This window comes from Collimonas sp. OK607, assembly GCF_900111995.1.
Classification (GTDB): Bacteria; Pseudomonadota; Gammaproteobacteria; order Burkholderiales; family Burkholderiaceae_D; genus Collimonas.
Map to the genome: position 1 here is coordinate 1 of NZ_FOKF01000065.1, position 18730 is coordinate 18730.

The 18730-nt window shown below is 53.5% G+C and carries 13 protein-coding genes, 1 tRNA gene and 1 pseudogene; 1 reads left to right on the forward strand and 14 read right to left on the reverse strand.

Going from position 1 to position 18730, the window contains the following annotated elements; all coding sequences use genetic code 11:
- The 4 genes from BM029_RS24375 to rpsL all read right to left on the reverse strand — a co-directional run.
- On the reverse strand, positions 1–116 hold a 116-nt coding region (locus BM029_RS24375), incomplete at its 3' end, for a GTP-binding protein (protein ID WP_204317187.1).
- 102 nt (positions 117–218) lie between these two features.
- A complete protein-coding gene (fusA, locus tag BM029_RS24380; protein ID WP_092440522.1) occupies positions 219–2324 on the reverse strand; it encodes an elongation factor G in 2106 nt (701 codons plus the stop codon).
- A gap of 125 nt (positions 2325–2449) precedes the next feature.
- Entirely contained in the window at positions 2450–2920 is a 471-nt protein-coding gene (rpsG, locus tag BM029_RS24385; RefSeq protein WP_014004390.1) for a 30S ribosomal protein S7, read from the reverse strand.
- 137 nt (positions 2921–3057) lie between these two features.
- Positions 3058–3441 (reverse strand): 30S ribosomal protein S12, encoded by a 384-nt coding sequence (rpsL, locus tag BM029_RS24390; RefSeq protein WP_038484640.1) that lies wholly within the window; start codon positions 3439–3441, stop codon positions 3058–3060.
- Positions 3442–3871: 430 nt separating this feature from the next.
- Between rpsL and BM029_RS24395 the strand changes: the two genes are divergently transcribed.
- Positions 3872–5668, forward strand: coding sequence for a phosphoethanolamine transferase (locus BM029_RS24395; RefSeq protein ID WP_092440528.1), 1797 nt, complete (start codon positions 3872–3874; stop codon positions 5666–5668).
- A gap of 413 nt (positions 5669–6081) precedes the next feature.
- On the opposite strand, the gene rpoC is transcribed toward BM029_RS24395, so the two are convergent.
- The 10 genes and pseudogenes from rpoC to BM029_RS24455 all read right to left on the reverse strand — a co-directional run.
- The gene (rpoC, locus tag BM029_RS24405; RefSeq protein ID WP_092417282.1) at positions 6082–10320 is read right to left on the reverse strand and encodes a DNA-directed RNA polymerase subunit beta'; all 4239 of its coding nucleotides are present in this window, start codon (positions 10318–10320) and stop codon (positions 6082–6084) included.
- A 104-nt stretch (positions 10321–10424) separates the two neighbouring features.
- On the reverse strand, positions 10425–14531 hold the full coding sequence (gene rpoB / locus BM029_RS24410; protein WP_092360177.1) for a DNA-directed RNA polymerase subunit beta: 4107 nt from the start codon (positions 14529–14531) through the stop codon (positions 10425–10427).
- A gap of 281 nt (positions 14532–14812) precedes the next feature.
- Complete coding sequence (gene rplL / locus BM029_RS24415) at positions 14813–15187, reverse strand: 50S ribosomal protein L7/L12 (RefSeq protein WP_061936352.1); 375 nt, start codon at positions 15185–15187, stop codon at positions 14813–14815.
- A 73-nt stretch (positions 15188–15260) separates the two neighbouring features.
- On the reverse strand, positions 15261–15758 hold the full coding sequence (rplJ, locus tag BM029_RS24420; protein ID WP_092417284.1) for a 50S ribosomal protein L10: 498 nt from the start codon (positions 15756–15758) through the stop codon (positions 15261–15263).
- 349 nt (positions 15759–16107) lie between these two features.
- Positions 16108–16803 (reverse strand): 50S ribosomal protein L1, encoded by a 696-nt coding sequence (gene rplA, locus BM029_RS24430; protein WP_092360180.1) that lies wholly within the window; start codon positions 16801–16803, stop codon positions 16108–16110.
- Entirely contained in the window at positions 16803–17234 is a 432-nt protein-coding gene (gene rplK / locus BM029_RS24435; RefSeq protein WP_038484621.1) for a 50S ribosomal protein L11, read from the reverse strand. Before rplK ends, rplA begins: the two co-directional genes overlap by 1 nt.
- Before the next feature lie 180 nt (positions 17235–17414).
- On the reverse strand, positions 17415–18014 hold the full coding sequence (gene nusG, locus BM029_RS24440) for a transcription termination/antitermination protein NusG (RefSeq protein WP_061532004.1): 600 nt from the start codon (positions 18012–18014) through the stop codon (positions 17415–17417).
- A complete protein-coding gene (gene secE / locus BM029_RS24445) occupies positions 18014–18397 on the reverse strand; it encodes a preprotein translocase subunit SecE (RefSeq protein ID WP_092360182.1) in 384 nt (127 codons plus the stop codon). Before secE ends, nusG begins: the two co-directional genes overlap by 1 nt.
- Before the next feature lie 45 nt (positions 18398–18442).
- A tRNA-Trp gene (locus tag BM029_RS24450) sits at positions 18443–18518 on the reverse strand.
- 125 nt (positions 18519–18643) lie between these two features.
- Positions 18644–18730, reverse strand: a pseudogene (locus tag BM029_RS24455) (hypothetical protein); the annotation flags it as partial.

Below are 18730 nucleotides of genomic sequence, written 5' to 3' on the forward strand. Positions count from 1 at the left end.
TTCTTCGACAGTACTGTCGCGATCGCTGCTGTCAGCGTGGTCTTGCCGTGGTCAACGTGACCGATAGTACCAACGTTGACGTGCGGCTTGGTCCGCTCGAATTTACCTTTTGCCATTTTATTCTTCCTTCAAAAAGAACGATGTCATTAAATAATGAACAATGAATTAAACATTTTCAGCCCTCGCCCGCTCGTGGCAGGCAAGGGCGACATACTTGATTACTTAGCTTTGGACGTTACGATTGCATCGATAACGTTCTTCGGCGCCTCAGCGTAATGCTTGAATTCCATCGAGTAAGTTGCACGGCCTTGAGTAGCCGAACGCAACGAAGTCGAGTAACCGAACATTTCTGACAGAGGTACTTCGGCCTTGATGATCTTGCCGCCACCGCCGGCGATTTCATCCATACCTTGAACCATACCGCGACGCGACGACAGATCGCCCATCACAGTACCAGCGTAGTCTTCCGGAGTTTCAACTTCAACAGCCATCATTGGCTCCAGAATAACCGGGCTGGCTTTACGGCAGCCGTCCTTGAACGCCATCGAAGCGGCCATGCGGAACGCATTTTCGTTCGAGTCAACGTCATGGTACGAACCGAAGAACAGGGTTACCTTGACGTCTACCACCGGGTAGCCGGCCAGGACACCGGTGTTCAATGTTTCACGGACACCCTTTTCAACTGCAGGGATGTATTCGCGTGGAACGGTACCGCCCTTGATCGCGTCGACGAACTCAAAGCCCTTGCCTGGTTCTTGCGGTTCGATCTTCAGAACCACGTGACCGTATTGACCACGACCACCCGATTGCTTGACGAACTTGCCTTCGATTTCTTCGCAAGTCTTGCGGATGGTTTCGCGATACGCAACTTGTGGCTTACCGACGGTCGCTTCAACGTTGAATTCACGCTTCATACGGTCGACTATAATGTCCAGATGCAACTCGCCCATACCGGCGATGATGGTCTGACCCGATTCTTCATCTGTGCGAACACGGAACGAAGGATCTTCTGCCGCCAGGCGATTCAAAGCCAAGCCCATTTTTTCCTGGTCTTGCTTAGTCTTAGGCTCAACTGCCTGCGAAATCACCGGCTCAGGGAAAATCATGCGTTCCAGGATGATGAATGCATTGGCGTCACACAGTGTGTCGCCAGTAGTTGTATCCTTCATTCCGATCAGCGCAGCGATGTCACCGGCCAGAATTTCCTTGATTTCTTCGCGTTGGTTCGCGTGCATCTGCACGATACGGCCGATACGCTCTTTTTTACCCTTGATCGAGTTCAGAACGGTGTCGCCCGAATTCAATGTACCCGAGTAGCAGCGCATGAAGCAGATCTGACCAACGAACGGATCGGTTGCGATCTTGAACGCCAGGCCGGAGAACTTTTCGCCGTCTTCCGGCTTACGCGAGATCGGTGCATCATCTTCGTCCAGACCAGGTACTGGCGGAATGTCCAATGGCGATGGCAGGTACTCGACCACGCCGTCCAACATGGCTTGCACGCCCTTGTTCTTGAACGCAGTGCCGCACATCATTGGAACGATTTCGCTGGCCAGGGTACGTTGACGAATCGCAGCCTTGATTTCAGCTTCGGTCAGGTCGCCTTCTTCCAGGTACTTGTTCATCAGTTCTTCCGATGCTTCAGCAGCGGCTTCAACCATGTTTTCGCGCCACTTGGCAGCGTCAGCAGCCAGGTCAGCAGGAATATCACGGTAGTCGAACTTCATACCTTGAGTAGCGTCGTCCCAGTAGATAGCCTTCATCTTGACCAGATCGATCACGCCTTCAAACTTTTCTTCAGCACCGATAGGTACTTGCATAGGCACAGGGTTCGCCTTCAAGCGCGAACGCATTTGCTCGTACACTTTGAAGAAGTTCGCGCCGGTACGGTCCATCTTGTTGACGAATGCCAGACGTGGAACCTTGTACTTGTTAGCTTGGCGCCAAACTGTTTCCGATTGTGGCTGCACGCCGCCTACTGCACAGTAAACCATGCAGGCGCCATCCAGAACACGCATCGAGCGCTCAACTTCAATCGTGAAGTCGACGTGGCCCGGAGTATCGATGATGTTGATGTGGTGTTCAGCGAAATTACCCGCCATACCCTTCCAGAAGCAAGTCGTTGCTGCGGAAGTAATGGTGATACCGCGCTCTTGCTCTTGTTCCATCCAATCCATGGTGGCTGCGCCATCATGCACTTCACCGATTTTGTGATTCACACCGGTATAAAACAGAACGCGTTCTGTAGTCGTGGTTTTACCTGCATCGATGTGAGCGGAGATACCGATATTGCGATAGCGCTCAATGGGGGTCTTGCGAGCCATGATTTAATCCTAAGTCTTTTAATGCACGAAACCGAGCGCCATTTTTTATAAAAAATATGCGCTCGGCTCGAACAAATTTCAGATGCGGACAGCGACTCGATTCAGAGAGCCGGCTGCCCAGTCTATTAGAAGCGGAAGTGCGAGAACGCCTTGTTCGCTTCTGCCATACGGTGAACTTCGTCACGCTTTTTCATTGCGCCGCCGCGGCCTTCTGCGGCTTCCAGCAATTCGCCACCCAGACGTTGCGGCATCGATTTTTCGCTGCGCTTGTTAGCTGCTTCACGCAACCAACGCATCGACAAAGCCATACGACGGACAGGACGAACTTCAACTGGCACCTGGTAGTTTGCACCACCAACGCGACGCGACTTAACTTCAACCAATGGTTTGGCGTTGCTGATAGCAAGGGCAAACACTTCCAGCGGATCTTTGCCGGATTTGGCTTGAATGTGCTCGAAGGCACCGTAAATGATGTTTTCTGCGACCGATTTCTTACCGGACAACATCAGGACGTTGACGAACTTCGCAACATCAACATTACCGAATTTTGGATCCGGCAGAATCTCCCGCTTGGGGACTTCACGACGACGTGGCATTTCGATTCCTTTCAATCTTCAGTTGAGCAGCAGATCTTTTGTTTCTGCACGCTCGCGGACAGCCATCATAGCTACCCACTTACTCGGCCCATGGGGGACCGACACTTATTCGCTTGGCTTACGCCGTACGAAAACTATTATTTCTTTGTAGCCTTAGCACGCTTTGCACCGTACTTCGAACGTGCTTGCTTACGATCCTTGACGCCCTGGGTATCCAGTGCACCGCGAACCATGTGGTAACGCACACCCGGCAAGTCTTTTACACGGCCGCCGCGCAACAGCACGACACTATGTTCTTGCAGGTTATGGCCTTCACCGCCGATGTACGAAATAACTTCGAAACCGTTGGTCAGGCGAACTTTGGCAACTTTACGCAGAGCCGAGTTTGGCTTCTTTGGAGTTGTCGTATAAACGCGGGTGCAAACGCCGCGTTTTTGCGGGCTGTTTTCCAGCGCTGGTGATTTGCTCTTTACGACCGCAGAAACGCGCGGCTGGCGAATCAATTGATTGATGGTTGGCATCGTTATATATCCAACAAAATTACGACGTTAATAACAACAATCCCGAAATCGGTTGTCCGGGATTGGACAGATACTTGCGCTAGGAACCGCACAATTTGCGCACCGTTCGCGCAGATCGACATTCAGCAGTAGAGGAGAAACGCGCTATAGAAAGCGGAAGCAGACCAAAGAACGTTCAGCCCATTAGAGCCTACAATCGAGAACCCGCGAGTATATCCCTATGATGCCTGGCAGTCAACCGCTGTCTTGGATGCATTACCCTCAAACGCGACACAAACACAACAGATTGAGACAGTCCCGGGCGCCACGCAGCATCGTTATGCATTTGGCAATATAAGATGCGGCTATCGGCTGTGTATATCTCACCCGGTCCGGTTCCCTGTGGCAGCTTTGCGGGATAATAAGGCTCGACTATTTTGCTCCCCAGATGATGCCAGCCTTGTTTCGCCGCAATAACCTGTTCGTGCTGGTTACCTACCTTGCCTTGTCCCTGGTTCCCTTCGTGCCGCTGCTGTTCGGCCAGACGATCGATCATCCGATCCGGATCATCGTCACCGAAATTGCGCTCTGGCTGGTCATCTGGTCCATCTTCAAGCGCCCCGCCTGGTTTCACTGGCTGTTGTTCCCGGCCTTTTTTGCCTTGCCCACCGAGATCTATCTGCGCAAGTTTTACGGCCAGGGTATTTCAACCCATCACCTTGGCATCATCGCCGAAACCAGCCCTGGCGAAGCCATGGAGTTCCTCGGGAACAAAATCTGGTGGCTGGCACTGATCCTTGCGTTGGTCGTGCTGTGGTGGGCGCTAAGCTGGCTGGCGGCCTGCCGCACCCGCGACCTTGACCTGGAAGGGCCTTCACGCTGGTTTGGTTGGTTGGTGCTTACTATTGGTTTATGCGTTTGGATATACGGGCAGCAAATCGGTATTCAATCCCCGCCGGCGGCCAGCGCAACTAGCAAGGCTGCCTCTCCGCCCATCGCTCAAGGCATGCATTTCGGCAAGCTTCCCACCTGGGCGGCGACACCGCTGGAAGCGGATCCGGTCAGCCGCACCTGGCCGTTCGGCCTGGCGGTACGCGGTTACGACTTCTGGAAAGAGCGGGAATACCTGGATGAACTTGCACACAAGAATCGCGAATTCCATTTTGGCGCACATCAGGTAAGCCAACAAAACACACCGCAAATTGTCGTTATGGTAATTGGCGAATCTTCCCGCTACGATCGCTGGAGCTTGAATGGTTATCAACGTGACACTAATCCCCGACTGAGCAAAGAGAGCAACCTGGTCAGTTTTTCCGACGTCATCACGTCAGTATCGGCAACCCGTCTATCGGTACCGGTCATGGTATCGCGCAAGCCCGCGACGGATAGCCTGAAAGCCGGTTTCGCCGAGAAATCCTTTATCTCCGCCTACAAGGAGGCAGGATTCAAGACTTACTGGATTTCGAACCAGATGTCGTACGGCAAATTCGATACGCCGGTGTCGGTCTTCGCCAATGAAGCGGACGTGGTGCAGTTCCTCAACCTGGGTGGCTTCACCGATGCCTCAAACCTGGATGCCATCCTGCTGCCGCAACTGCAGAGAGCGATGGGCGATCCGGCCACCAAGAAGCTGATCGTGCTGCACACGCTGGGCAACCACTGGAACTACAGCCACCGCTACCCCCAGGAATTCGACAAGTGGCAACCCTCGCTGTTCGGCATTGAACACCCTGCCTACACCAACCTGGCCAACAAGGCGGCGCTGAACAACAGTTACGACAGCTCGATACGGTATGTGGACTGGTTCCTGTCGCAAGTAATAGATGCGCTCAGGGATTCGAAACAATTGAGCGCGATGATGTACTTCTCCGATCACGGCCAGACGCTGTACGACGGCAGTTGCAAGATCGCCTTCCATGGCCACAACACCCAGTTCGAATTCCACATACCTGCCCTGATGTGGTATTCGGATTTGTACAAGCAAACCTATCCGGACAAAGTGGAGCAACTGCTGCGCCATAAACGCACGCGGATGACTACCGAGAACGTATTCCACTCGCTGCTCGACCTGGCCGATATCCGCTATCCCGACGAGCGCCTGGAATGGAGCTTCCTGAGCAGCAAACTACGGCCGCACAAACGCTACGTCGACAGCTACGGCTGGACCGATTACGACAACTCTACGTTCAAGGGTGACTGCAGAGAAGTGATCGACAATGGCAAGCCGTTGAAGCAACAGCGGGATTAAACATTCGATGTTTAAGAAGCGAAACAATAAAGACCATAGACGTAATCCCGTTCAGTCAAGGGCCACCCCAGGGAATCTCCGCGTAGGGTGGGCACGCTTTTGTGCCCACGCGGACCGCGATAACCGGAGTACATACTCATCGGACAATGAAACAAGCATCTACGTAATGTGAGTTCACGCGTGGACATCCATGCCCACCCTACTTGACTGGCTTCTGATTTATACCGCTGACGAAAACAAGGTACATTTCGAACGCACCGGCACACATGCCGATTTTTTCGGAAAATAAGAAATTAGATTGAAAACGCTGTTCTGATTTGCCTGAAGCAAGAAGACTTTCCAGCAGCACAAATAAAAACGGCAGTGGATGATTTCTCATCCACTGCCGTTTTACTTACTTACCAACTACAGGATTAAGCTTCGTCGCCCTGCTGTGCGTTCAACTCTTCAGCCGCACGTGCTTCTGCAGCTGCGAGACGTGCTGCCTGCTCGGATTGCAGCAGTGCTGTGCGTTCTTCCGCTTCCCAGCTGTCTTTTTCCTTGCGTGCACGATGGAACGCGAGACCGGTGCCGGCTGGAATCAGACGACCGACGATAACGTTTTCCTTCAGACCGCGCAGAGTGTCTTTCTTGCCCATGATTGCGGCTTCGGTCAACACCCGGGTGGTTTCCTGGAACGATGCGGCCGAAATGAACGAATCGGTCGACAAGGATGCCTTGGTAATACCCAGCAATACGTTTTCGTAAGTTGCAGGAATCTTGCCCGCTGCAATCACGCGATCGTTTTCGTCCAGCAGTTCCGAACGCTCGACCTGCTCACCAGTGATATAAGACGCATCGCCGGCATCAACGATCTGAACGCGACGCAACATCTGGCGCACGATCACTTCGATGTGCTTGTCGTTGATCTTCACGCCTTGCAAGCGATACACGTCCTGGACTTCGTCGACGATGTAACGCGCCAGCGCTTCGATACCCAACAGGCGCAGGATGTCTTGCGGATCGGCAGGGCCGTCGACAATCATTTCACCCTTGTTCACAACCTGGCCGTCATGTACCAGCACTTGCTTGTCCTTGGTAATCAGGAACTCGTGCTTGTTGCCGTCCATGTCTGTGATTTCCAGACGTTGCTTACCCTTGGTTTCCTTACCGAATGCCACAGTACCTGTGACTTCAGCCAGCATACCTGCATCCTTCGGCGAACGTGCTTCGAACAGCTCGGCAACGCGTGGCAGACCACCGGTAATATCGCGTGTCTTTTGCGATTCAGTCGGGATACGTGCCAACACTTCACCAACGTGCACTTGCTGACCGTCTTTCACGGTAATCAGCGCGCCAACCTGGAAGCCGATCGTCACAGCGTGTTCAGTGCCGGCGATCTTGACTTCTTCGCCTTGCTCGTTCAACAGCTTAACTTGCGGACGAACAGTCTTGGTAACCGAACCACGACGCTTCGCATCGATAACCACCAATGTCGACAGACCGGTAACTTCATCGATCTGACGGGCAACGGTCGAACCTTCTTCGACGTTCTCGAAACGCACTGTACCGGTGTACTCGGTAATGATCGGACGGGTCAACGGATCCCATGTCGCCAATGCCGTACCGGCCTTGATGGTCAAGCCATCCTTGACGATCAGGGTTGCACCGTACGGTACTTTATGACGCTCACGCTCACGGCCATGGTCGTCAGTGATCAGGACTTCACCAGAACGGGAAATCACGATCAGCTCGCCCTTGCCGTTAGTCACGTAACGCATGGTCGCCGTGAAGCGGACCGTACCGTTGGACTTGGCTTCAACACTGGATGCCACTGCCGAACGCGATGCCGCACCACCGATGTGGAACGTACGCATGGTCAGCTGGGTACCAGGTTCACCGATCGACTGCGCAGCAACCACACCGACTGCTTCACCGTTATTGACCAGCGAGCCACGGCCCAGGTCGCGACCGTAACATTGTGCGCACAGGCCATAGCGTGTGTCGCATGTCAGCGGTGTGCGGACCTTGACTTCATCGATGCCGAGGCGTTCGATTTCTTCAACTGCATCTTCGTCCAGCAACGTGCCGGCTTCGTACAGCGTGCCCTGGGTTTCCGGATTGACGATGTCGTTAGCAGCAACACGGCCGAGGATACGGTCGCGCAGCGCTTCGATAACTTCACCACCTTCAACCATCGCCTTCATCGAGGCGCCATTGGAAGTGCCGCAGTCGTCTTCGATCACGACCAGATCCTGGGTCACGTCAACCAGACGACGTGTCAGGTAACCCGAGTTCGCGGTTTTCAGCGCGGTATCGGCCAGACCTTTACGTGCACCGTGGGTCGAAATAAAGTACTGCAAAACGTTCAGACCTTCGCGGAAGTTCGCGGTGATCGGCGTTTCGATAATCGAACCATCCGGTTTCGCCATCAGGCCACGCATACCGGCCAGCTGACGAATCTGTGCTGCGGAACCGCGCGCACCGGAGTCGGCCATCATGTAAATCGCATTGAACGATTCTTGCGTGCCCTTGGTGCCGTCGCGGCGAACCACGTCTTCTACCTTCAGCTGTTCCATCATGGCCTTGCCGACGTCGTCGCCAGCCTTGCCCCAGATGTCCACAACCTTGTTGTAGCGTTCGCCAGCAGTTACCAGACCGGACGAGTATTGCTGTTCGATCTGCTTAACTTCTTGTTCTGCAGTAGCGATGATGGTTGCCTTTTGTGGCGGTACCAGCATGTCATCCACGCAGATCGAGATACCGGCACGGGTCGCCAAACGGAAACCGGACTGCATCAGCTGGTCGGCAAACACCACCGTAGCGCGCAGGCCGCACTTACGGAATGCCGTGTTGATCAGCTTCGAGATTTCCTTCTTTTTCAACGCGCGGTTCAGCACGGTGAATGGCAGGCCCTTAGGCAGGATTTCCGACAGGATCGCACGGCCGACAGTCGTTTCGTAACGCTTGATGGTCTTGACGAATTCACCTGTGACCGGATCCTTCGGATACTCGGTAATACGCACGGTAACGCGGGTAGTCAGCTCGACTTCCTTGTTGTCGTAAGCACGGATGGCTTCCGACACGTCAGGGAACATCATGCCTTCGCCCTTGCCGTTGATTTGCTCACGGGTGGCGTAGTACAGACCCAACACGATATCCTGCGACGGTACGATCGACGGTTCGCCGTTCGATGGGAACAGGATGTTGTTGGAAGCCAGCATCAAAGTGCGCGCTTCCATCTGTGCTTCGATCGACAGTGGTACGTGGACCGCCATTTGGTCGCCGTCAAAGTCGGCGTTGAATGCGGCGCAGACCAGCGGGTGCAATTGAATTGCCTTGCCTTCGATCAGGACCGGCTCAAACGCCTGGATACCCAGACGGTGCAATGTAGGCGCACGGTTCAACATGACCGGATGTTCACGGATCACGTCTTCCAGGATGTCCCACACCACGGAAGTCTGGTTTTCAACTTCCTTCTTGGCTGCCTTGATCGTGCTGGCGATGCCCATCACTTCCAGCTTGTGGAAAATGAACGGCTTGAACAGTTCCAACGCCATCAATTTCGGCAAGCCGCATTGATGCAATTTCAGTTGTGGACCCACCACGATAACCGAACGGCCGGAATAGTCGACGCGTTTACCCAGCAAGTTCTGACGGAAACGGCCGCCCTTACCCTTGATCATTTCTGCCAGGGATTTCAACGGACGCTTGTTGGCGCCAGTCATTGCCTTACCGCGACGGCCGTTGTCCAGCAGCGAGTCAACCGCTTCCTGCAACATCCGCTTTTCGTTGCGGGTGATGATTTCCGGAGCGCGCAATTCCATCAGGCGCTTCAGACGGTTGTTACGGTTGATGACGCGGCGATACAGGTCGTTCAGGTCGGAGGTAGCGAAACGGCCGCCATCCAGCGGTACCAGCGGACGCAACTCAGGCGGCAGCACTGGCAACACTTCCATGATCATCCAGTCAGGCTTGATACCCGAACGTTGGAACGCTTCCAGCACTTTCAGGCGCTTGGCGTATTTCTTGATCTTGGCTTCGGACTTCGACTCTTTCAATTCCTGACGCAGGGTTTCCGCATCACGATCGATATCGATCGCGCGCAGCAACTCACGGATGCCTTCGGCGCCCATGAATGCGGTGAAATCGTCGCCGTACTCTTCGTACTTGGCGGCGTAGTCGTCTTCCGACATGATCTGGCAGCGTTTCAGCGGAGTCATACCTGGATCGGTGATGACGTAGGCTTCAAAATACAATACGCGTTCGATATCCCGCAGGGTCATGTCGAGGACCATGCCCAGACGCGACGGCAGCGATTTCAGGAACCAGATATGCGCGGTTGGCGAGGCCAGTTCAATGTGGCCCATGCGCTCGCGACGCACTTTTGCCAGTGTGACTTCAACGCCGCACTTTTCGCAGATAACACCGCGATGCTTCAGACGCTTGTACTTACCGCAGAGGCATTCGTAATCCTTGATTGGGCCAAAAATCTTGGCGCAAAACAGACCGTCGCGCTCTGGCTTGAAGGTACGATAGTTGATGGTTTCAGGCTTTTTTACTTCGCCATAAGACCACGAACGAATTTTTTCGGGCGACGCCAGACCAATCTTGATCGAGTCGAACTGTTCATTTTGCTGAACTTGCTTGAATAAATCGAGCAGTGCTTTCATGTATCACTCCAGTTGGCGTGAAGAAACTAAGATTCTTTACTATTGCTGCGTAGGGCGGGCAACTCTGCCCACCCTACTGCTCTGTGCTGCACCAGTACGACGGTTTACTCGCGGTCGAGGTCCATGTCGATGCCCAATGAACGGATTTCTTTCAACAACACGTTGAAGGATTCCGGCATGCCAGCATCGATTACATGGTCACCCTTGACCAGGTTTTCATACACTTTGGTACGACCGTTTACGTCATCCGACTTCACTGTCAGCATTTCCTGCAGCACGTACGACGCACCGTAAGCTTCCAATGCCCAAACTTCCATCTCACCGAAACGCTGGCCACCGAACTGCGCTTTACCACCCAGCGGTTGCTGGGTAACGAGCGAGTAAGGACCGGTGGAACGTGCATGCATCTTGTCATCGACCAGATGGTGCAGTTTCAGGTAATGCATGTAGCCGACAGTGACGTTACGCTCGAAGGCTTCACCGGTACGACCGTCATACATCGTCACCTGGTTCTTCGATGGCGTCATGCCGAGCTGCTTGGCGATTGCGTCCGGATACGCCAGGTCCAGCATGCGACGAATTTCTTCTTCGTGCGCACCGTCGAACACTGGTGTAGCGAATGGCACACCTTGCTTCAGGTTATCCGCCAGATGCAAGATTTCGTCATCGCTCAGGCCGTCCAGATCTTCCGTCTTGCCCGATTCGTTGTAGATCGTGTTCAGGAACTTGCGCAGTTCAGCAATCTTGGTTTGCGCCTTCAGCATTTCGCCGATACGCAGACCCAGACCCTTGGCAGCCCAGCCCAGATGCACTTCCAGAACCTGACCGATGTTCATCCGCGATGGAACGCCCAACGGGTTCAGCACGATATCTGCAGGTGTACCGTCAGCCATGTGCGGCATGTCTTCGATCGGCAGAATGCGCGAAACCACACCCTTGTTACCGTGACGACCGGCCATCTTGTCGCCTGGTTGCAGACGGCGCTTGACGGCCAGGTAAACCTTGACCATCTTTTGTACGCCAGGCTGCAGCTCATCGCCTTGGGTCAGCTTCTTACGCTTTTCTTCAAATGCCAGATCGAACTGGTGGCGCTTCTCAGCGATCGATTCCTTGATCGCTTCCAGTGCCACGGCAGCATCGTCATCCGCCGGACGAATATCGAACCAGTGGTATTTATCCAGGTCTGCCAGGTATTCCTTGGTCAGCTTGGCACCCTTGGCCAGTTTCTTCGGACCGCCGTTGACAACCTTGCCGATCAACATACGTTCCAGACGTTCGAAGGCATCGCCTTCAACAATCCGCAACTGGTCGTTCAGGTCCAGGCGATAGCGTTGCAGTTCGTCGTCGATAATCTGTTGTGCACGTTTGTCGCGTTGGATGCCTTCGCGGGTAAACACTTGCACGTCGATGACCGTACCGACCATGCCAGAAGGCACGCGCAGCGATGTATCTTTTACGTCTGAAGCTTTTTCACCGAAGATCGCGCGCAGCAGCTTTTCTTCAGGTGTCAGCTGGGTTTCACCCTTAGGTGTCACTTTACCGACCAGCGTATCGCCGGCTTCAACTTCAGCACCGATGTAGACGATGCCGGATTCATCCAGACGCGCCAACTGGTTTTCGGCCAGGTTGGAAATGTCGCGGGTGATTTCTTCAGCGCCCAGCTTGGTGTCACGTGCAACCACCGACAACTCTTCGATATGGATCGAAGTGTAGCGATCGTCAGCCACGACTTTTTCGGAGATCAAAATCGAATCTTCGAAGTTGTAGCCGTTCCATGGCATAAACGCCACCAGCATGTTCTGACCCAGAGCCAGTTCGCCCAGATCGGTCGATGCGCCATCGGCGATCACGTCGTGCTTGGCGACGCGGTCACCAACCTGCACGATCGGCCGTTGGTTGATGTTGGTGTTCTGGTTCGAACGCGTGTACTTGATCAGGTTGTAGATATCGACACCGACTTCGCCGGCAGTCGCTTCTTCGTCATTCACACGGATAACGACACGACCCGCATCGACGTAATCGACGATACCGCCACGCAGTGCCTGCACGGTGGTACCCGAGTCGACTGCCACGGTACGTTCGATACCGGTACCGACCAATGCCTTCTCCGGACGCAGGCAAGGAACTGCCTGACGTTGCATGTTGGCACCCATCAACGCACGGTTCGCATCATCGTGTTCGAGGAACGGGATCAGCGAAGCAGCAACCGAAACCACCTGGCCTGGCGCCACGTCCATGTACTGGACGCGTTCTGGCGATACCAGGATCGTTTCGCCGGCTTCACGTGCAGAAACCAGTTCATCGGACAATTTCAGGGACTTGTCGATAGTCGCATTCGCCTGGGCGATGATGTAGCGACCTTCTTCAATGGCCGACAGATAATCGATCTGGTCGGTAACCTTGCTGTCTTCAACCTTGCGGTACGGTGTCTCGAGGAAACCGTATTCGTTCAGGCGAGCATACAAAGCCAGCGAGTTGATCAGACCAATGTTCGGGCCTTCCGGTGTTTCGATCGGGCAAACGCGGCCGTAATGGGTCGGATGCACGTCGCGGACTTCAAAGCCAGCGCGCTCACGGGTCAAACCGCCCGGTCCAAGTGCCGATACACGGCGCTTGTGGGTGATTTCCGACAGCGGATTGGTTTGGTCCATAAACTGCGACAACTGCGACGAACCGAAGAATTCACGGATAGCGGCCGAAATCGGCTTGGAATTGATCAGGTCATGCGGCATCAGGTTGTCCGCTTCGGCTTGGCCGAGACGTTCCTTGACTGCGCGCTCAACCCGCACCAGACCGGCACGGAATTGATTCTCAGCCAGTTCGCCGACACAACGCACACGACGGTTACCCAAGTGATCGATATCGTCCACTTCGCCGCGACCGTTACGCAATTCAACCAGGATCTTGATCACGGCCAGCACGTCTTCGTTCGACAGCGTCATGGCGCCAGTCAGTTCATCACGGCCGATACGGCGGTTGAACTTCATGCGGCCGACAGCCGACAGATCGTAACGATCAGCGTTGTAGAACAGACCGTTGAACAGCGCCTCAACCGAATCTTCGGTTGGCGGTTCGCCAGGACGCATCATGCGATAGATCGCAACGCGGGCAGCCATCTGGTCGTTGGTGTCATCGCTACGCAGAGTTTGCGAGATGTAGCTACCTTGGTCCAGATCGTTGGTGTACAGAGTCTGGATGTCGGTAACGTCTGCTTCGCGCAGTTTGGCCAGCAACTCTTCGGTCAACTCGTCGTTGGCGTTGGCAACTACTTCGCCAGTGTCGCCGTCAACGATGTTGCGCGCCAGGACGCGGCCCAGCAGGTAGTCTTCCGGTACCGAGATATGCTTGATGCCGGCAGCTTCAACGTCACGCACGTGCTTGGAATTGATACGCTTGTCTTTAGCGACCAGGACCTTGCCCGATTTGTCGGTGATGTCGAAACGCGCGACTTCACCGCGCAGGCGTTCTGCGACGAATTCCATCTCGGCGCCTTCGTTACGCAACGCGAAGTTGTCGAATACGAAGAAGTTAGCCAGGATCTGCTCGACCGACATGCCGATTGCTTTCAGCAGGATCGTAACTGGCATCTTGCGGCGACGGTCGACGCGGAAGAACAGGATGTCTTTCGGATCGAACTCGAAGTCGAGCCATGAACCACGGTAAGGAATGATACGTGCCGAGAACAGCAATTTACCAGACGAGTGCGTCTTGCCGCGGTCATGTTCAAAGAACACGCCTGGCGAGCGATGCAGCTGCGATACGATAACGCGCTCGGTGCCGTTGATAACGAACGAACCGGTAGTTGTCATGAGCGGCAATTCGCCCATGTAAACTTCTTGTTCTTTCATTTCCTTGACGACCGGCTTGGTCGGCGATTCTTTATCAAGAATCACCAGACGTACCTTGGCACGCAATGGCGACGCGAACGTCAATCCACGCTGCTGGCATTCCTTGACGTCAAACGGTGGATCACCGAGAACGTACGACAGGAACTCGAGACGCGCAAAACCATTGTGCGAAACGATAGGGAAAATAGAAGTGAAAGCCGATTGCAGGCCCTCGTTCTTACGTTGAGACGGTACTTTGTCTGCTTGTAAAAAGCCAAGATACGACTCGAGCTGGGTCGCCAGCAGGAACGGAACGTGGTGAACGTTAGCGCGTTTCGCAAAAGATTTACGAATACGCTTCTTCTCAGTAAATGAGTAGTGCATTGAACACTCCGTGAGTGACAGGAAGGATAGAGAATTCAGGATTCGCTGGATCTTTCAGTCAAAGTAGATAAAACTAATGATCTAGTAATGGTCTAAGTTGAACTGTCTTAACCAACAATTCCTCAAGTCTCAGCCCTTCGAGCTTGATGGCAACGGACGCTTAATAAAACAACAAGCGCTAAACAAAATCAAAAACGACAAAGGAGCCAAAGCCGAACCCTCCTTTTCGAGAGTTCTGCACTTTGACTCCAGCGCAATAAATGCGCTCTAAAAAGCTGAAATTACTTGATTTCAGCTTCTGCGCCGGCTTCAACCAATTTCTTGGCTGCTGCATCAGCGTCGGCTTTCGAAACGCCTTCTTTAACTGCCTTAGGTGCGCCGTCAACCAGGTCTTTAGCTTCTTTCAAGCCCAGACCAGTGATTTCGCGGACAGCCTTAATTACGCCAACCTTGTTCGCGCCGATGCCCTTGAGCATAACGGTGAACTCGGTTTGCTCTTCAACAGCAGCAGCAGCGCCGCCGCCTGCACCGCCAGCAACTGCGACAGCAGCTGCGGAAACGCCGAACTTCTCTTCGAATGCCTTTACCAGGTCATTCAATTCCATAACAGTCAGACCATCGATCTGGGTCAGGAACGCATCTTTATCAAAAGCCATGTGAAACTCCTAATTTTTTACAGTAATAACATCTGATTGGTTTTAACGCCAAGAAAGCGCCATGAAAGTGCAATTAAGCAGCTTCGGCTTCTTTCTTTGCTGCCAGAGCAGCCAAACCACGCACAAATCCAGCGATCGGCATCTGCATCATGCCCACAACTTGGGCCAGCAGAACTTCGCGACTTGGAATGTTTGCCAACGCTTGCACAGCCGCTTTATCAAGCGACTTGCCAGCGAAGTTACCTGCCTTGACGACCAGTTTGTCGTTGGTTTTTGCAAAGTCATTGATGACTTTTGCAGCAGCAACGGCATCCTCGGAGATCGAATAGATCAACGGGCCAGTCATATCTTTGGCGAGGTCGGCAAACGCGGTACCTTCAACGGCGCGACGTGCCAGTGTATTTTTCAATACACGCAAGTACACACCCTGGGTACGCGCATTAGCGCGCAGTTGGGTCAAGTGACCAACCTGGATGCCACGATATTCGGCCACGACGATAGTCTGAGCAGCAGCTACTTTTGCAGAGACTTCGGCGACTACGGCCTTTTTGTCATTCAGATTGAGACTCAAGATCAACCTCCAAAAATGATGCTCGGAAATTACATAACCTCAAATGGCTACTTACCTCACATCGGTTCGAACACGGCGTCCGAAGTTAGGAGTTCAGAACTAGCGCATGAAATTAAACACGCAGCGATGAGACTACAAAACTTGTTCGGGTACACCATCTGCGTTGGGTGCCAAACGATTGCCCGTTTGATTTTTAACTTTGTGCACTACCTGCTACACGCCGCCCAACGGTCTTTGATTGCCTGGACCTGCATCGATACCGCCAATACAGATCCAGCCCAAAGATTCGCCTGATGACAATGCGACTTGCGCACCACCTTCAGGACTTGATTCAATACAGCTAAGCTAATTAGGCTGCCAGTGTCGACTGATCGACACGAACGCCGGCACCCATTGTCGAAGACAAGGAAACCTTGCGCAGGTATACACCCTTGCTGGTAGCTGGCTTAGCTTTGCTCAATGCATCGATCAGTGCCAACAAGTTGGACTTCAGTTCTGCATCGCTAAACGATTTACGACCGATAGTTGCGTGAATGATACCGGCTTTGTCGGTACGGTATTGCACTTGACCGGCTTTTGCATTCTTGACGGCAGTTGCAACGTCAGCAGTCACGGTACCAACCTTCGGATTTGGCATCAGGCCTCGTGGTCCCAGGATCTGGCCCAGGGTACCAACGATACGCATGGTATCTGGCGATGCGATCACGATGTCGAAAGGCATGTTGCCGGCTTTGATTTGCTCAGCCAGGTCTTCCATACCAACGATGTCGGCGCCGGCAGCTTTAGCTTGCTCGGCTTTTTCGCCGGAAGCAAATACTGCAACGCGAACGGTCTTGCCGGTGCCAGCTGGCAGCACGACGGAACCGCGAACCACTTGGTCCGATTTCTTTGCATCAACGCCCAATTGGACGGACACGTCGATCGACTCATTGAATTTTGCAGTAGCGCATTCCTTGATCAACGCAACAGCGCTGTCAAATGGATATACCTTGGTGCTATCAATCTTAGATTTGATCGCTTTTGCGCGTTTAGTTAACTTAGCCATTACAGACCCTCCACCGTGATGCCCATCGAACGAGCAGAACCGGCGATAGTACGTACGCCAGCTTCCAGATCAGCACCAGTCAAATCGGGCTTCTTCAAGGTAGCGATTTCTTCTGCTTGCTTACGGGTGATCGAACCGACTTTGTCGGTATGCGGCTTAGCCGAACCCTTGGTGATACCAGCAGCCTTCTTGATCAGAATCGTTGCCGGAGGAGTCTTCATCACGAATGTGAAGGACTTGTCGGCGAACGCTGTGATCACGACCGGGATTGGCAGACCTGGCTCAACACCTTGGGTCTGGGCATTAAATGCCTTACAGAATTCCATGATGTTCAGACCGCGCTGACCCAGTGCTGGACCAATTGGTGGGGATGGGTTTGCTTTACCAGCTGGAACTTGCAGCTTGATAAAACCAATGATTTTCTTTGCCATGATGGCTCCTGATTGTTGTGAGTATTAGCGCCCGTTCGATCAAACCGCAACCTAGTGGGGCTCCTCTTACTGCATCGAATTCCATGCGGTTTAATGCATGACGCTCCGAAAGGCGTTTAATTTGTTGTTCTTCTTGTTACTAATATTCTTACTATTACTATCCGGCCCGGCAAAACCAGGTCAGACCTTTTCAACCTTGTCGAATTCCAGCTCAACCGGTGTAGCACGGCCGAAGATGGTGACGGTCACGCGCACGCGCGATTTTTCGTAATTCACTTCTTCCACGTTACCGTTGAAGTCGGTGAAAGCACCTTCCTTGATACGTACCAGCTCGCCAACTTCATACAAGACCTTAGGCCGCGGCTTCTCGATGCCGTCTTGCATCTGTTGCATGATCTTGTCGACTTCATGCTGCGGAATCGGAGTAGGCTTGTTCGACTTGCCGCCGATGAAACCGGTTACCTTGTTGGTGTTCTTCACCAGATGCCAGGTTTCGTCAGTCATTTCCATCTCAACCAGCACATAGCCTGGGAAGAAACGACGTTCGGTAACGGCTTTCTGGCCATTCTTAACTTCAATCACTTCTTCAGTCGGCACCAGGATCTGGCCAAACTGTTCTTGCATTCCAGCGCGGTCGATCCGCTCGGTCAGCGCGCGTTGCACGCTCTTTTCCATACCGGAATAAGCATGCACCACATACCAGCGCTTTTTGCCCACTGGCGCCGAAGGCGTCACAGCAGGCGGAGTTGCTTGCGCATCGTTTTGTGTGCTATCGCTCATTATTGTTTCCAACCCAATATCACGTCGTACAACAAGACCTCGAGAAGCTTATCGATGCCCCAGAGGAAAATCGCCATTACCAGCACAAATGCGAAAACGATGGCAGTGATCTGCATCGCTTCCTTGCGGGTCGGCCAAACAACTTTTTTGGTCTCGCGCACAGCTTCTTTGGCAAAACCCAGGAACTCACGACCTTGAGTCGAAGTCCATGCCAGTGCGACTGCCACCACCAAACCGGCAACCAGTGCACCAGCGCGCACCAGACCAGACTGGCCCGACAAAAAATAAAAGCCGACAACGCCGGCGACGACAGCCAAAACTGCCAGTATTACTTTGAGCTTGCTACCGGCTTCGCCGACAGTTTGCACAGGGTGGTTAGACATACGCGGCTTACTTTCAGTAACTTCAGTACCCTACACCTGAATCGGTGGCAGGGGCGGAGGGCATCGAACCCCCAACCTCCGGTTTTGGAGACCGGCGCTCTGCCAATTGAGCTACACCCCTACGCTTAAAACACTTTATCTGAACGGCTTGGCCAGCTAACTTGATACTACCGTTTGCATACCATTCAGACATCAACGCCGCGAGGCGGGAATTTCCCGGGTCGCGGCGATTACAACTTTTTGCTATTACGCGTCAGGCAGGATCTTGGCAACAACACCTGCACCAACAGTACGGCCACCTTCGCGGATTGCGAAACGCAGACCTTCTTCCAT

Excerpts from the sequence above, each read along its gene's own strand:
- nusG (WP_061532004.1), bottom strand. The coding sequence starts at position 18,014 with ATGAGCGATAGCACACAAAACGATGCGCAAGCAACTCCGCCTGCTGTG.
- rpoC (WP_092417282.1), bottom strand. The coding sequence starts at position 10,320 with ATGAAAGCACTGCTCGATTTATTCAAGCAAGTTCAGCAAAATGAACAG.
- rplK (WP_038484621.1), bottom strand. The coding sequence starts at position 17,234 with ATGGCAAAGAAAATCATTGGTTTTATCAAGCTGCAAGTTCCAGCTGGT.
- rpsL (WP_038484640.1), bottom strand. The coding sequence starts at position 3,441 with ATGCCAACCATCAATCAATTGATTCGCCAGCCGCGCGTTTCTGCGGTC.
- BM029_RS24395 (WP_092440528.1), top strand. The coding sequence starts at position 3,872 with ATGCCAGCCTTGTTTCGCCGCAATAACCTGTTCGTGCTGGTTACCTAC.
- rpoB (WP_092360177.1), bottom strand. The coding sequence starts at position 14,531 with ATGCACTACTCATTTACTGAGAAGAAGCGTATTCGTAAATCTTTTGCG.
- rpsG (WP_014004390.1), bottom strand. The coding sequence starts at position 2,920 with ATGCCACGTCGTCGTGAAGTCCCCAAGCGGGAGATTCTGCCGGATCCA.
- rplL (WP_061936352.1), bottom strand. The coding sequence starts at position 15,187 with ATGGCTTTTGATAAAGATGCGTTCCTGACCCAGATCGATGGTCTGACT.
- fusA (WP_092440522.1), bottom strand. The coding sequence starts at position 2,324 with ATGGCTCGCAAGACCCCCATTGAGCGCTATCGCAATATCGGTATCTCC.
- rplA (WP_092360180.1), bottom strand. The coding sequence starts at position 16,803 with ATGGCTAAGTTAACTAAACGCGCAAAAGCGATCAAATCTAAGATTGAT.
- secE (WP_092360182.1), bottom strand. The coding sequence starts at position 18,397 with ATGTCTAACCACCCTGTGCAAACTGTCGGCGAAGCCGGTAGCAAGCTC.